Here is a 14478-nt window from a genome sequence, read left to right as displayed (position 1 = left end):
CGATCGCGCATCGCCAGGGCGCGGGGGTCGGCGGTGTTCGCGTCGACCATGTCGATGAACGCGGTAGTGCCGATGATCTGCTCGGTGATCAGACCGAGCACGTCGTCGAGGGTGGCACCGGGTTCCTCGGCCAAGGCCTCCAGTTCGGACACACGACTCTCACACTGCCAACCGGACAACAGCGTCCGTATTCTCAACATCAGCATACTCAGCGTTCGACAATGATCAGTCAGACGGGCTACATTGTCACCGGACAGTCTTGTCCGGTTGTGCTATTCACTCCAGACAGGAGAGGACGTTGAGCGCGTTCGACAACAAGATCTGCCTGATCACCGGCGCGGGCTCCGGCATTGGCCAGGCGATGGCGGTCACCTTCGCCAAGGCCGGCGCTCGAGCCGACGCCGCCCTCTTTCTGGCCTCCGACGCGGCCTCGTTCATCAACGGCGCGATCGTGCCGGTGGACGGTGGCTGGTCAGCTGCCTGACTCGATACCGAGAAGGAAGCACGAGCCGATTGAGCACTTCCAGCAGGCGCCGGAACATATGCCCCCAGCTCCTACGGTCCTGGAGCCGCGGGCGGAATGGGCCGAACTGCGCGAGAGCTGCCCGGTGGCGCCGATCCGGCCGACCGGTGCTGATCCGCTGACAAGTTCGCGTACTGGTCCGACGCACTGGTCAGCCTGACCAAGTTCACCTCTGAGGGGAAGGACGCCGCTCAGGACGAGTTCGCCGCGTACATGAGCGCCCACGTCGGTGGAGGAGCGCCTGCGCTTCGACGCCGGTTTCGGCTTCGGCTTCGGCTTCGACACCCCTGGCAACATCAGCGAGAACGCCGCGATCGGCGAGACCCCCTGGCCAAGAGCGCCACCGCCATCTGCAGCCTGTCTGCCGCCAATCGCAGCAAGAACGACTTTTGAGCACGCCGGCGAGCCGGGCCTCACCCTCTCCCCATCCCCACCTGATCTCCAGAATCGGAAGGGCATCCATGGAAAACTCTCCGACGCCACCTGCCCGCCTCACAGTCGCGGACCTGGGCTTCGACCCGGACGTGCTACGCGCCAGGTACCGCCACGAACGCGACCGCCGGTTGCGGCCCGACGGCAACGCCCAGTACCAGGGCGCCCGTGGCGAGTTCGGCTACTACGCCGCCGACCCGTACACCGAACGCGCCGAGCGGGAACCGGTCCGCGACCGGGTCGAGGCGCTGGTGGTGGGTGGCGGCTTCGGCGGGCTGCTCACCGGGGCCAAGCTCCGCCAGGCCGGCGTGGACGACATCCGGATGCTCGACGAGGCCGGCGACTTCGGCGGCACCTGGTACTGGAACCGCTACCCGGGCATCCACTGCGACATCGAGTCATCGATCTACCTGCCGCTGCTCGAAGAGGTCGGCTACCTGCCCACCATGCGGTACGCGCCCGGCGAGGAGATCCGCCGGCACGCCGTCGCGATCGCCAAACTCTACGACCTGTACCGCGACACAATGTTCCACACCCGCGTCACGGAGCTGCGCTGGGACGACGCCACGACCGAATGGCAGGTGCGCACCGACCGCGGCGACGACTTTCGGGCCCGCTACGTCGTGATGTCCGCCGGCACCCTGGCCCAGCCGAAGCTGCCCGGCATTCCGGGCATCGAGACCTTCCGCGGGCACACCTTCCACACCAGCCGCTGGGATTACGGCTACACCGGCGGAGACCAGAACGGCGGCCTGCACAAGCTCGCCGACAAGCGCGTCGCCGTCGTGGGCACCGGCGCCACCGGGATCCAGGTCATCCCGCACCTGGGGCGTGACGCGCAGCACCTGTACGTCTTCCAGCGCACCCCCTCATCGGTCGACGTACGCGACAACCGTCCCACCGACCCGGCCTGGGCCGCCTCGCTCAAGCCCGGCTGGCAGCGGGAACGGATGGAGAACTTCCTCACCGTCGTCACCGGCGGCCGCGCCGAACAGGACCTGATCGACGACGGCTGGACCAGCACCGCACGGCTGCAACGTCACCTGCTGGCTGGCACCGTCGACACCGGCCTGTCCCCCGAGCAACGCGAGTACCTCGACGAGATCGCCGACTTCCAGAAGATGAACCAGATTCGCGCCCGCGTGGACGAGATCGTCGACGACCCGGCCACCGCGGAGCTGCTCAAGCCCTGGTACCGCTACATGTGCAAGCGGCCCACCTTCAGCGACCACTACCTGCAGACGTTCAACCGGCCCAACGTCACCCTGGTCGACACCGCCGACCACGGCGGCATCACCGCGATGACGGAGTCAGCGGTCGTGGTCGGCGAGCAGGAGTACGAGGTCGACTGCGTCATCTTCGCCACCGGCTTCGAGGTCGGCGTCTCCGGCATCGTCTCCGGCGCCCTGCCGGTGCACGGCAGGGGCGGCGCGCCCCTGCTCGGCACCTGGCGGCAGGGCCCCCGCACGCTGCACGGCTTCTACAGCCACGGCTTCCCGAATCTGTTCCACCTGGGCCCGCTGCAGAACGCCTCCGCGGTCAACTTCGTGCACATCCTCCAGGAGCAGGCCACCCATATCGGCGCCGTGGTCGCCGAGGCCCGCCGGCGTGGCCTCGCCGTGATCGAGCCGACCGAAGACGCCGAGGACGCGTGGGTCGCCACCATCCGGGAGCTGGCGCCGGACAACAGCCGGTTCCAGGCCGAGTGCACGCCCGGCTACTACAACAACGAGGGCAAGCCCCGCCCGGTCAGCCATACGTACGGGCCCGGCCCGGTCGCCTTCCACGACCTGCTGCGCCGCTGGCGTACCGAGGGCGGCATGGACGAGGTCCTGGCGGGCAACCGATGAGCCGCCGCAAGGCTGAGCTGCTGGTCCGTGCGCGCCCGCTGTGGGGGTCGAACGGCATGGCCTTCGGCCCCGACGGGCGCCTGTACGTGGCCCAGTTCCTCGCCGGTCAGATCAGCGCCGTCGACCTGACCACCGGCGACGTCGAGGTGGTCGTGCCACCGGACGGGCCGCTGCACTCCCCCGACGACCTCGCCTTCGACAGCGACGGCGCGATGTACGTGACCGACCTGGTCCCGGGCCGGGTGTGGCGACGTGACCCGATCGGGAACTTCACGCTCGTCACCGGCGAGATCACCGCCCCCAACGGCATCGCCTGCGTCGGCACCCGGGTGTTCGCCAACGAGATGATCCCGGGTGGACGCCTGCTGGAGCTGTCCCCCGCCGGCGACGAACCCCGGGTGCTCACGGCGGGCCTCGCCATGGGCAACGCGATGCAGCTCGGCCCGGACGGGCACCTCTACTACCCCCACATGCTCACCGGCGAGGTGTTCCGCATCCCGCTCGACGGCGGCGAGCCGGAACTGGTGGCCGCGGACGTCCCGGATCCGGTCGCCGTACGCTTCGACCGCGCCGGCGCCCTGCTGGTCCTCGCCCGCGGGGCGAGCGGGATCGTCACGCGCGTCGACCTGGCCGGCACCGGCGACCGGTCGGAAATCGTCAGCGAGCTCAACGCCCTGGACAACGCCGCCTTCGACGCCGACAACCGGATGTTCGTCTCCAGTTACGCACATGGCGGCGTCGCCGAGCTCGCGGCCGACGGACGTACCCGCCAGATCGTGCCCCGCGGCCTCGGCGGTCCCTTCGGGGTGACCATCGATCTCGGCGGCGGCGTCCACGTGGCCGACCACTACCGCCTCGCCCAGCCCGCCGACCGGCCGGACGAGGACGTCAACACCACCGAGTTGCTGACCTTCGTGCACGGCGTCGCCGCCGACGGCGACCTGCTCCACACCACCTCCCAGTACGGGCACGTACGCACCTACGACCGGCGCTCCGGCACGGTGCGCACCCGGGCCGACGGCCTGAACCGTCCGCTGGGCATCGCCGTGCGCGCCGATGGCACCCTGGTGGTCGCCGAGTCCGGCGCCGGCCGCGTTGTCGCCATCGACCACGACGACCAGGTCAGCGTGCTGGCCGAGGGCCTCGGCCGCCCGGTCGACGTAGCCGTCGACGCCGACCAGCGCTGCTACGTCAGCGACGAGCAGCTGGCCGCGGTCTATCGCGTCGAGCACGGCGTACCCGTACTGCTCGCCGGCGGGCTCGGCACCCCGCAGGGCATCACCGTCCACGACGGCACCATGTACGTCGTCGAGACCGCCCATCGCCGCCTGCTCGCCATCGACGTCGCCACCGGCGACGTGGAGGTCGAAGCCGACTCGCTTCCGGTGGCGTCCGCGGCCGGCGTGACCGGCCCGGAACCCGGCCTGTTCGTCCGGCCCGGCCTGCCCGGAATGCCGCGGCCGTTCGCCGGGATCGCGGCCACGGCGGACGGCTCTCTGATCATCGCTGCGAACGGCGACGGCAGCGTCTTGCTCCTGCATCCCGAAGAAGCCGCACCATGAGCTCCACCCCGACAGAAACATGTGCGGTGTCATAACTCATCACGGGTCCCGCCCGGCCATACGATTTCATGCTGTGAGCTGGGATTTCGCTGCATGATCAGGGCGCCGGCTGCGACCATCGCGATGTGTCGTTGTCGCTTGTCCACCGGTTGATGAGGGGCTTGTTCGCCCTGCCGGCGGTGCTGGTGCGCGCTGATCTGTCCAAGGACGTTGAGCTGCTGGTGCTTCGTCACGAGAACCAGGTACTCCGCCGCCGGCTCGGTGGCCGGCCGCGGTGGAGGCCCACCGATCGGCTCTGGCTTGCGGCGTTGTCTCGACTGAGCCACCGCCGCCCGTGAGCGGAAGTATTCCCGGCCACTCCAGCGACGATCTTGCGCCGGCACCGTCACCTCGTGGTGCGTAAGTGGACCTACACCGACAAACGGCGCCCGGGACGGCCCCGGACCCGCGGGCCGGTCAAGGCATTGATCGTGCGGATGGCGTAGAAGGACCCGACCTGGGAGTGCAGGAGAACCCACGGCCAGTTTGCCCGCCTGAACTACACCATCGCCGCCTCCACGGTGTGAGAGATCAATGTCATAGCTTGACGCTACGATCTTCCACATGCTGGACAAAGAGTCGGGAAATGCCCACTCCTTTCAGGTTGATCTGCGAGGACTTGTTGATCTCCTCTCCCACCACCTTTATTCCAGTCCACGCGTCTATCTGAGAGAGCTGCTGCAGAACGCGGTCGACGCGGTGACAGCGCGGCAGCGGATGGACCCGCGTTCCTTGCTGTGCACAGCCTCGGGGTGAAGGCGATGGCCACCCGAAACCCTGCACAACACGTTCACGGCGGCGCGCGCCTATCACCGTCTCGAGAGGCATGCCGAAGCAGTGGCACTGTTCGAGGACGTGATCCCGAAGGTGGAGATCCCTTACGACGCACCGGTCATCGCGATGACCCGGGGACAATACGGCGCATCGCTGCACGAGCTGGGCCGCCACCGCGAGGCCGCTGAGCAGTTTCTCAAGGGTGCGGAGCTGGTCCAGCATAATTCGGACCAACAAGCCATGCATGCCGAACTGGCCTGGTCCGCCGCCGAAGCACTGCAGTATTCCGGACAGACCACAGAAGCGCTGGCCGCCTATCAGCGGGCGGCCGCGCTCTGGACCGAACTCGGCCAACTCACTCCGCGCGTACGCTGTCTTCGGTCGGCGGCCTGGTTGCTGCGCTACATGGGCGAGCCTGATTCCGAGGACCACCAGGATGTGGAACGGCCCGGCGTCGCCGAGATGCGTGCGGTCCTCGCCGAACTGGTGGGGCTGGCCGAGCACAGCCCGTCCGAGGAGGTGCTGGCGGAGCTCGCGGAGACGCAGAAGCAGCTCGAGCAGATGATCACGGACAGCTTCGACGAGTACGGCGACGACGACTAGCGTGCGGGCACGGTCAGGGTGATCGCGCCCAGGGCCGGCGCCGATGCCGAGGCGCGCACCGCGCCGAGTGCACCGACCGCATGCCGGTCTACGGCGAACGTCACCTGCACTCGGTCCTGAGCGAATATGTCGATCACTACAACGGCCATCGGCCGCATCAGGCTCGTCGGCAACGGCCCCCCGATCACGATGAGCATATGGTGGTGCCGGTGGAAGGCCGGATCGAACGCCACAAGATATTCGGAGGAGCGATCAACGAGTACCGCCGAGTCGTCTAGCTCTACTGATTGATCCCGGACCAACCCACGTGCGCGGGTTTTGACGCCCTACAGGCCGAGGACTTTGACCTGACCGAGACAGTTCTGCACGTCCCGGATCGAGCTGTCCAGTCTCGATCGCGATCCCCTTCAGAACTTATCGGCCAAACACTTAGTTGCCCGTAATCCTTTCGGGCCTGATTCGCCCCATGGAATTCAGGAACTCCCAGACTGAATTCGTCAACACTGCGGCCACGCGACCGTCCCATCAGCTATATATCAGCTGTCATTGCACCGCCAACGAAGGGGACGTCCCATGGCCGGAGCGCGCCAGAAGAGGCGTGCCGCATCCGCCCCCCGTACCGAGGAGGCCGGAGGATGGAAAGCCATGCGGACGTGGCTGGCGGGAATTGTCAGCGCCGTGATCGTCGCGGCCGTCGGGGTCGTGTTCGCAGCCTGGTTCGACGCACGCGGCTCCGACACCGTCGACAGCATCAGCGGCGAGCCCCCCATCAAGGTCGGCCACGTGGCCGTCGACTACGCCGCGCAGGACACCACCCTGAGGGAAGTGGTGACCGACCCCGCGGACCGGGCGGTCCTGCTGGGCAGCGCGTCCGGCTCGCAACGCGACACGGTCATGGCGCGCCACGACCGGGCCCCGCTCGAGACCGCCGACCTCACCGTCGTCCTCGTCGGCAATCGCAGCAGCCTGCGCATCGTCGACATCCAGCCGCGCGTCCTCGACCGCAAGCCCGTCTCGGACGGCGCGCTGTTCATCTACACCCCCGCCGGAGAGGACGCCACCATCGAACTCTCCGCCGACCTCGACAATCCCGCACCCCGCTTCACCACTCCCAAAGACCCGGACACCTCGTACTTCAGGAAGAAGCAGATTGACCTCAAACGGGACGAACGAGTCACGCTATCCATGAGGGTCACGGGCACGGCCGCCTACTACACCTTCGATCTCCTGATCACCGTGCTCGCGGGGGACCGGACCGAGCAGATGACGATCCAGGGGCCGGGCAGTACCCCGTTCCGGGTGACCGGTACCTCCAGCACCTACCACGCCTACTACACGACCTCTCCGCTCGGCGGCTGGCAGCCGATCTCCAGAAGCGGCGCGTGCGCGATCGAACGGAAGCTCGCCAAGGCCGGGAAGTGCTGACCGCGCGCCGGTACCGGTCAGCCGCGATCCTGCTCGTGGTCATCCTGGCGACCTGCTCGGCCGCGTCCCGGGACAACGTCACGAGGCTTCCCCGCGTACCCGTCGAGTGGCGTGCGTTGTGGTCGGTGCCCGCCGATGCCGAGAACGGCGTCGGGTTCCTGGAGGCCCCGGGCCACGCCGTGTCCGCCCGGGCGGTCACCGTGGCGACGCGGCAGGGCACCGTGCGGATCCACGACCCGCGCACAGGCGCGCTCCAGCGCACCATCCCCGCCGACCCGGCCCAGCCCGCGCCCATCACCGGCGTCTGGATCGCGGGCGACACGCTCGTTGTCGCCAGAGGAGAGCCGGACGGCGCCGAGCAGACCCTGTACGGCCACGACCTGGCCACGGGCGCGCCGCTGTGGCGGCACACGGTCATCACCGCCCTCCGTCAGCCCCGACTGGGTGACACCGGTTCGTACCACGGCCCGCGGATCATGGCGACCGAGCGCAGCATCGTGGTGTTCGAGCAGCCAGACGACCCCCTCGACATCCAGGCCCTCGATGCGCGGACCGGAATGACCACGGCCAGGATGACTTACCCGCGAAGCTGCAGGCTGACCGGCGCCGCGACGGCCCGATCGGTGCGGCTGCTCAGCTACTGCCAGGGGAACGAGCTGCGGCTGGCCTCGATGGATCCGCAGACCCTGCGGCAGGGATGGACGCGCCTGCTGCCGTCGTCGTCCTCCCCGGAGGACGGAGGCCCGCCGATCAGGCTCACGGCCAACGCCGAAGGGTACGTGCACGCCAGGGCGGGCAAGGACGACTTCTTCTTCGGGCCCGACGGCCGCCTGCTGTACACCGGCCCGCAAGCCGTCAAGGTCACGAATCCGGGCCGCTGGAACCCGCCCCTGTACGCCGGCTCCTCCACCGTGGAGAACGACCAGGGCCGTACCCTGCAGGACTCCACCTGGCCACTGCCCGCCTACTTGATCTCCGTGGACCCCGGCACCGGGCGGCTCGCCGGGCTACCGATCGACTTGCCCGCCCACCTGGTCTCCCTTGCCGGGGCGAGCAGGGACATGGCTTTCGTGTTCAGTGATGTCCCCGGGGACGGGCGGCTCACCGCGTACAGGCTGATCTACGGGACCGCCCGCCCAAAGACCGCCTGGCCGGACGCCTGCGGTTTGCTGACCGGCCGCGACCTGGCGGCCTTCGCGGATGGCTACCGCCCGGCCCCGGCAACGGACGGCGCGGCGAAATGCGACTGGATACCGCCGGCCGACGACGGCGCCGTCGTCTCGCTGTCCGTGGAATGGGTGTCGTCGTCGGACGCGAGCGCGCGCAAGCTGTACACCGCCGAGGCCGCCGCCGTCAAAGAGGCCGGCGACATCGATCCCACCACCGAGGCCCCGGGCTTCCTGTCCTACACCGTGGCCGAGACGAACGGCTTCTACGGCGCGACGATCATCAACGTGGGCCCCATCATCGTCCGGCTGACCTCGTCATCACGGCAGGCGGTGCGGCTCCTCTCCTCGCTGCTGCGCGACCATCTGCTCGCCCGGTACGAGCCGGGCGTTCGCGCCCCCGCTCCCGTGCGCGAACGCGGATGGAGTTTCCCGACCGACGCGGCCGTGCGTACCGAGCCGGTGGTGACCGGCGGCGTCGTCTACGCCACCAGCGGCGACGGCACGGTGTCCGCGCTGGACGCCGCCACCGGCGCGGTGCGGTGGCGCTACCGGACGGGCGGTCCCGTGGAAGACGACCACGTGGTGGCGCACGGCACCGTGTATGCGGCTGGCAGCACCGGCAGGCTGGTGGCGCTGGACACGGGCACCGGCCGCCCGAGATGGCGCCACAAGATCACCGTGTTCGGTGACCTCGTGGTCGCGGCGGGCCGCCTCTACCTCTGGACGAGACACCCTGCCTGGTCCTCAAAGGCCGAACTCGTCGCGCTCGACGCCGCCTCCGGCAAGCAGCTGTGGAGCTTCGAGCCGGCCGGCGACGTGCTGAACCCCGAGCCCGTGCTGGCCGGCGACGTCGTTTTCACCGGCAGCGACCACGGCGTGATGTACGCCCTGGCCCCCGCCACCGGAACCGAGAACCGGCGCTACCGACTCGGCGCGGAACACGACCGCATCCTCGTGCTACGGGCTGGCACGACCGTCTACGCCACGAGCAGCAACGGCGACGTGAACGCCCTGGACGCCGTCTCGGGCGAGGTCCGATGGAGGTCACGGATCACCGGCACCATCTCCTTCCGTCCGGTGGTGGCCGGCAGGACCGTGTACGTGGGCGACGACGAGGGCACCACGCACGCGCTGGACGCCGCGACCGGCGCGCCCCTGTGGGATTTCCAGGCCAAGGGCGACCAGCCCATGTTCAAATGGAGCGCCACGGTGGCGGACGGACTCGTGTACACCGTCGGCCGCGACCGTACGCTGTATGCGCTCGACACCGCCACGGGCAAGATGCGCTGGCGCCTCCCGCTGCCCGGTGGCCGCGGCACCGGCCCCGTGGCAGCGGATGGAGCCGTCTACGTCTCCGACCGCGAGGGAACTCTGTACGCCCTCGACCCCGCCACCGGCACGGCGCGATCGAGGTTCCGAACCGGTGGCACCGTCGAAACCGACCCTGTCGTGACAGACGGTTTCGTATACATCGGCAGCTCCAACGGAAACATCTACGCATGGCGCACGGCAGGCCCTTAAAGTGGGCGTTTAGCCCCCAGGTGGTGGCTTATCTACATCTTTCGCCTCTGTCGCAGATTCGGTGGTTACGGAACGTGCCAACGTTACGCATCTGAGCTTCGGGGACGCCGCCACCGCCGAGGGCCTGCTGACGGAGGCGCTGGCCGGATTCCGCGCGGCGGTGACGCCGAGGATGTGCAGTCCTGCCACCGCGAACTCCTCGACCGTTGCCTGCCGTGGAACGAATCGCCGCCCGTACCACTTCGTCTTCCATGTCATCGCCGCGACCTCCAATCGGTGTTGGTGGTGCTGACTGCGATCGTGTTGGCGTGGCGCAGGACCTGGGCGCCGGCCAGCGCTGCGGGGTGGGGCAGCGTCGTCGCGGTGTGGATGTGAAAGGTGAATGTCTCCCCCGCCGCGAGCGAAACCAGCATGTCGTCGACGATCGCGTCCGGGGCGACCTTGTCCGCCAGGACCACGATGTCGCGCGTGTATGAGGCGGCATGCACTTCGATGCGGTAACCACCGGTGACGCGGTCCACGGTCGCGGTCAGGGGCACCGGGTGGTAGGCGAGGTCACGGTCCTCGGCGAAGAAGTGGTGGGTCCGGGCGTCCGCGGTGCTCACGACCAGCACCTCGCTGCTCACGTCGACGGGTTTGAGCAAGTCGTCGGGCAGGTCGAGCCGGGTGGCCGAGCGCGGTGCGACGGTAAGGGGGAACTCACCGACGGCACGGATCGAGCCGGCGAAGGTCTGTCTCGTCGCGACGATCTCCGCGGTCCAGGGTTCGTCGAGGTCGTTCACGGCGATCAGCGTGGGACGGCCGGCGCGGGGCTGCACGGTCAGCAGCCGGGGGGCGAAAGCGTGCTTGATCGCGTAGTAGAGGGGTTTGGGTCGCTCCTCGCTGTCCACGGCCGACCATGAGATGGCCGGCCAGCAGTCGTTGAGCTGCCATACGAGGGCGCCGGCGGTTCGTGGCCACCAGGAACGGAAGTGTTCGATGCCGAGTGCGACCGCGCGGGCCTGGTTGAGCTGTGTCGCCCAGTGCCAGTCTTCGAAGTCCGTCGGAACGGGCAGGTGAGGGGCAAGGCCGCGATGGAGGTTCCCGTTCCCGTCATGAGCCTTCTGGTGGTGCAGGAAGCCGGGAGAGGTCGATGTGATGGGCTCGTCGTGGATCCACCGGGTGAGCGTGGCCCAGGTCGGTGGTGCCTGGAAGCCGAACTCGGCGCAGAAGCGGGGGATGTGGTCGCGGTAATGGGTGTAGTCGACCGCGTTCCACACATCCCACTCGTGTCGGGTGCCGTGGTCCGGGTCGTTCGGCGGCAGGTCACCGGGGCTGTACGGGCTGCCGGGTGCGTACGGACGCGTGGGGTCCAGCTCGGCGAGGATCGCGGGCACCAGATCGGTGTAGTACCCAAGACCCCAACTTCGTCCCTGTAGGTCCTCCTGCCAGCCCCAGTCGTGGTAGGCGGGCAGGTTTTCGTTGTTGCCGTTCCACAGCACGAGCGACGGGTGAGCGACGAGTCGGGTGACGTTCTCCCGCGCCTCGGCCTCGACCTCGCTGCGCAGGGGTTCCTCTTCCGCGTAGAAGGCGCACGCGAAGGGAAAGTCCTGCCACACCAGCACGCCGCGCTCGTCGCAGACATCGTAGAAGTCGTCGGTCTCGTAAATGCCGCCGCCCCAGACCCGCAGCATGTTCATGTTCGCCTTGACCGCCTGGTCGACGCGGCGCGCGATCCGTTCGCGGGTGACCCGGGTGAGGAAATGGTCGTCGGGAATCCAGTTCGCACCCTTGGCGAAGAGCTGTTTGCCGTTGACGACGAAGGTGAACGGGGTACCGATCTCGTCGGGGTCGGTGTCGACGGTGACCGTGCGGAAGCCCACGCGGCGCCGGACGACATCCGCCGGGTCATCCGCTGGGTCGCCGCCGGACAGCACGGTCACGGTCAAGTCGTACAGCGGCTGTTCGCCGTACCCGACCGGCCACCACAGCCGCGCGTTCGGCACGTACACGCTGACCGTCGCCGTGTCACCGGTCACGGTCACCCGTTCCTCACGTCCGTCCACCGCGGCCACCACGGTGTATGCCCGGTCGTCGGCACGGTCCAGTTCCAGGTTCACGTCGATCCTGCCCGTGCCGTCCGCTAGAACAGTCACGAGGGGACGTACCCGTACCAGCCGCACTGTGTCCCAGCGTTCCAGCCGTACCGGCTTCCACAGGCCGGCGGTCTGCAAGTCCGGCCCCCAGTCCCAGCCGAAAGAACACGCCATCTTGCGGATCGAGTTGTACGGGTGGGGGTAGGCGCGCTGCCGTCGGCCGAGGCGGCCCTCCATGTCCTCGGCATAGGTGAGTGCGGATTTCAGCGTCACGGTGAGGTCGTTGCGCCCCTCGTGCAGCACCTCGCGAACGTCGAACCGGTAGCTGCGGTGCATGTTGGCGGTATGGCCCAGGACGTGACCGTTCAGCTCGACGATGCCGACCGTGTCGATGCCGTCGAAGACCAGTTCCACCCGCTCGCCCGGGCGAGGCGCCTCGGCCTGGAACGTCGTCGAGTACCGCCAGTCGACACGATGTGCCCAGCCCAGGTCGGCCTCAGTGCGATCCAGGTACGGATCGGTGATGACACCCGCAGCCATCAGGTCCAGGTGTGCACTGCCCGGCACCTGGGCCGGCAGGAGGCGTCCGGCGAGAAAGTCGGGCACCGGCCCTCCCACGGCAGCCAGGTGCCATCCGTCGTGGACCGTGGTACGCATCATCGGAACTGCTCCGATCGGTCGGCTGCGTCGGACCTAACACAGAGGTCATAGTCACGTAATAAACTTAATTAAGTCAACACTGCCGGGCTGAAGTCGATCGCGTCGTCGGAAAGCACCCTTTGATGGCATGGTTTGACCTGGCCGATCTTCGCGCCGACCAAGCTACTGAGCTCTGCTTGGACTCACAGTCCAGGTTGCGCCAGCCCTGGCTGCACTTTCGCAGGCGTCCGAACAAAGCGGGAGTTCCGCCTGGGACCACAGGCGCGCGGCGCCTCATCGGAGCAGATGCGTTCGGTAGGCCATCGCGATGGCGGCGAAGACGTCCTGACACTCCAGGTGCGCGGCGCGGGCCTCGTGCCCGGCGACCGCCGAACACCCTGCTCCGTCGAAGGCCGCGACAAGCCACGTCCGAGCATCCCGGCGACGTCACACGGCGGTCGCGTCCGCCGCCTCGCTCTCCGGAGACGGTGGTTGGGCGTTGTCCGTCGGACGGCCGTGGCCGAGGGTCAACTCGCTCTGCAGGACGAGGACCGCCCCACCGATCGCTGCGGCGTCCGATCCGCTGACTGATGGCACGACCCGCACCCGGTGAGCCCGCCGCGCGAAGGTGCGGCGGTCCACCTCCTCCTGGATCACCGACTGGTAGATCGAGCCGGCGACCGCGAAGCTCGGCCCGGCGAGGACCACCGTGTCGAGGTCGAACAGAGTGGCCATGGTGACCGCGGCGCAACCCAGATAGCGGGCCGACCGTTCGACCAGGCCCCGGGCGGCCGGGTCACCGGCGTTCGCCGCGGCCGCGAGCCGCGCGAACTCGGTGAGGAAGTCGTCTCCCGTCGGGTCGAGCGCCAGCCGCTGGCCAAGCCCGGGCGTCGTCAGCGCCTGCCTGACCACCGCCGCCGGGCCGGCGTAGTTCTCCAGACAACCACGGTTGCCACAAGGACACTCGTCCCCGTTGACGTCGATGGAGATGTGGCCGATCTCCACGCTGTTCGAAGAGCTGCCGCGATACACCTCGCCTGCGATCACCACGCCACCGCCGATCCCGGTGGCCATGTAGATGCAGCCGTAGGTGCTGCGTGGCTCCACCGCTCCCATCCAGTACTCACCGATCGCGGCCGCCGCCGCGTCGTTGTCCAACAGGACCGGCAGACCGAGGCTCTCGGCGAGACGGTCCGCGATCGGGTAGCCGAACCACTCCTCGGTGGGCTGAGGGGTCAGCAACACGCCAGCCTGCCGATCCTGCGGCCCATAGCTGACCAAGCCGACTCCCAGCACCTTGTCGCGATCGACGGCCGCTGTGTCGAGCAGCGCGTTCACCTGCGTGGCCACCGACGACAGCCCGCGCTCCGGCGGCATCGAGGACACTCCGCTGAACGACATCCTCGCGATCTGCCGGCCGGCCAGATCGACCACGACGATCACGCACGTATTGCGTTCCAGCTGCACCCCGACGCTGTAGCGGGCTGAGGGATTGAGCTGGACGAGCATCGGGCGCTTGCCACCCGTCGACGCCCCCAGCCCCGCCTCGACGACCAGACCGTCGACCATGAGCTCACGCACGACCTCGGAGATCGTCGGTGCCGTCAAACCGGTCGCCCCCACGAGCTCCACCCGGCTGATCGCCCGCGCCGCCCGGATCAGGTCGAGCACCATTCCGCGGGTCTTCGTCCGAGTTGCCCAGATGGGGCTCGTCACCGTGTCACCTCCCACACCCTGATGTACAAAAGCTACCTTATTTTCATCGATCCGCCGGATGAGCAGCTCCACGTCAAGCCCTTGAGCTGGGGTCTATCCCGACCTCCAGATGCTCTGCTTCCTGGAGATAGTTTCGCGATTGACTTTTAT

General features: G+C 68.3%; 11 protein-coding genes. 7 read left to right on the top strand and 4 right to left on the bottom strand.

Going from position 1 to position 14478, the window contains the following annotated elements; all coding sequences use genetic code 11:
• The first annotated feature begins 298 nt into the window (after nt 1-298).
• The 3 genes from AB0J64_RS21030 to AB0J64_RS21020 all read left to right on the top strand — a co-directional run bounded on the left by AB0J64_RS21030 (nt 299) and on the right by AB0J64_RS21020 (nt 4367).
• Nucleotides 299-484, top strand: coding sequence for an SDR family oxidoreductase (locus tag AB0J64_RS21030; protein ID WP_364029089.1), 186 nt, complete (start codon nt 299-301; stop codon nt 482-484).
• A gap of 500 nt (nt 485-984) precedes the next feature.
• Complete coding sequence (locus AB0J64_RS21025; protein WP_364029087.1) at nt 985-2805, top strand: NAD(P)/FAD-dependent oxidoreductase; 1821 nt, start codon at nt 985-987, stop codon at nt 2803-2805.
• Complete coding sequence (locus tag AB0J64_RS21020; RefSeq protein WP_364029085.1) at nt 2802-4367, top strand: hypothetical protein; 1566 nt, start codon at nt 2802-2804, stop codon at nt 4365-4367. The genes AB0J64_RS21025 and AB0J64_RS21020 overlap by 4 nt, the downstream gene beginning before the upstream one ends.
• Nucleotides 4368-4396: 29 nt before the next feature.
• Here AB0J64_RS21020 and AB0J64_RS21015 read toward each other — a convergent pair whose 3' ends face one another.
• A complete protein-coding gene (locus tag AB0J64_RS21015) occupies nt 4397-4600 on the bottom strand; it encodes a hypothetical protein (RefSeq protein ID WP_364029083.1) in 204 nt (67 codons plus the stop codon).
• A 370-nt stretch (nt 4601-4970) separates the two neighbouring features.
• Between AB0J64_RS21015 and AB0J64_RS21010 the strand changes: the two genes are divergently transcribed.
• The gene (locus AB0J64_RS21010; protein ID WP_364029191.1) at nt 4971-5162 is read left to right on the top strand and encodes a hypothetical protein; all 192 of its coding nucleotides are present in this window, start codon (nt 4971-4973) and stop codon (nt 5160-5162) included.
• A gap of 81 nt (nt 5163-5243) precedes the next feature.
• Entirely contained in the window at nt 5244-5783 is a 540-nt protein-coding gene (locus tag AB0J64_RS21005; protein ID WP_364029081.1) for a hypothetical protein, read from the top strand.
• Here the strand turns inward: AB0J64_RS21005 and AB0J64_RS21000 are convergent.
• On the bottom strand, nt 5780-6016 hold the full coding sequence (locus tag AB0J64_RS21000; RefSeq protein WP_364029079.1) for a hypothetical protein: 237 nt from the start codon (nt 6014-6016) through the stop codon (nt 5780-5782). The two genes, AB0J64_RS21005 and AB0J64_RS21000, sit on opposite strands and share 4 nt — an antisense overlap.
• Before the next feature lie 412 nt (nt 6017-6428).
• Between AB0J64_RS21000 and AB0J64_RS20995 the strand changes: the two genes are divergently transcribed.
• Together AB0J64_RS20995 and AB0J64_RS20990 are read left to right on the top strand one after the other, a co-directional pair.
• Entirely contained in the window at nt 6429-7208 is a 780-nt protein-coding gene (locus AB0J64_RS20995) for a hypothetical protein (RefSeq protein WP_364029077.1), read from the top strand.
• A complete protein-coding gene (locus AB0J64_RS20990) occupies nt 7166-9898 on the top strand; it encodes a PQQ-binding-like beta-propeller repeat protein (RefSeq protein WP_364029075.1) in 2733 nt (910 codons plus the stop codon). The genes AB0J64_RS20995 and AB0J64_RS20990 overlap by 43 nt, the downstream gene beginning before the upstream one ends.
• A gap of 254 nt (nt 9899-10152) precedes the next feature.
• On the opposite strand, the gene AB0J64_RS20985 is transcribed toward AB0J64_RS20990, so the two are convergent.
• A complete protein-coding gene (locus tag AB0J64_RS20985; RefSeq protein ID WP_364029073.1) occupies nt 10153-12633 on the bottom strand; it encodes a sugar-binding domain-containing protein in 2481 nt (826 codons plus the stop codon).
• Nucleotides 12634-13059: 426 nt separating this feature from the next.
• Nucleotides 13060-14328: an ROK family protein gene (locus tag AB0J64_RS20980; RefSeq protein ID WP_364029071.1), complete on the bottom strand. Its 1269-nt coding sequence runs from the start codon at nt 14326-14328 to the stop codon at nt 13060-13062.
• Nucleotides 14329-14478 lie beyond the last annotated feature (150 nt).

Source organism: Nonomuraea sp. NPDC049695, assembly GCF_040674955.1.
GTDB lineage: Bacteria > Actinomycetota > Actinomycetes > Streptosporangiales > Streptosporangiaceae > Nonomuraea > Nonomuraea helvata.
This window is presented reverse-complemented; position numbering and strand designations above follow the sequence as displayed.

Coding starts and splice junctions, on each gene's coding strand:
- AB0J64_RS20995 (WP_364029077.1), top strand. CDS start 6,429: ATGCGGACGTGGCTGGCGGGAATTGTCAGCGCCGTGATCGTCGCGGCC.
- AB0J64_RS21010 (WP_364029191.1), top strand. CDS start 4,971: ATGCTGGACAAAGAGTCGGGAAATGCCCACTCCTTTCAGGTTGATCTG.
- AB0J64_RS21025 (WP_364029087.1), top strand. CDS start 985: ATGGAAAACTCTCCGACGCCACCTGCCCGCCTCACAGTCGCGGACCTG.
- AB0J64_RS20985 (WP_364029073.1), bottom strand. CDS start 12,633: ATGATGCGTACCACGGTCCACGACGGATGGCACCTGGCTGCCGTGGGA.
- AB0J64_RS21020 (WP_364029085.1), top strand. CDS start 2,802: ATGAGCCGCCGCAAGGCTGAGCTGCTGGTCCGTGCGCGCCCGCTGTGG.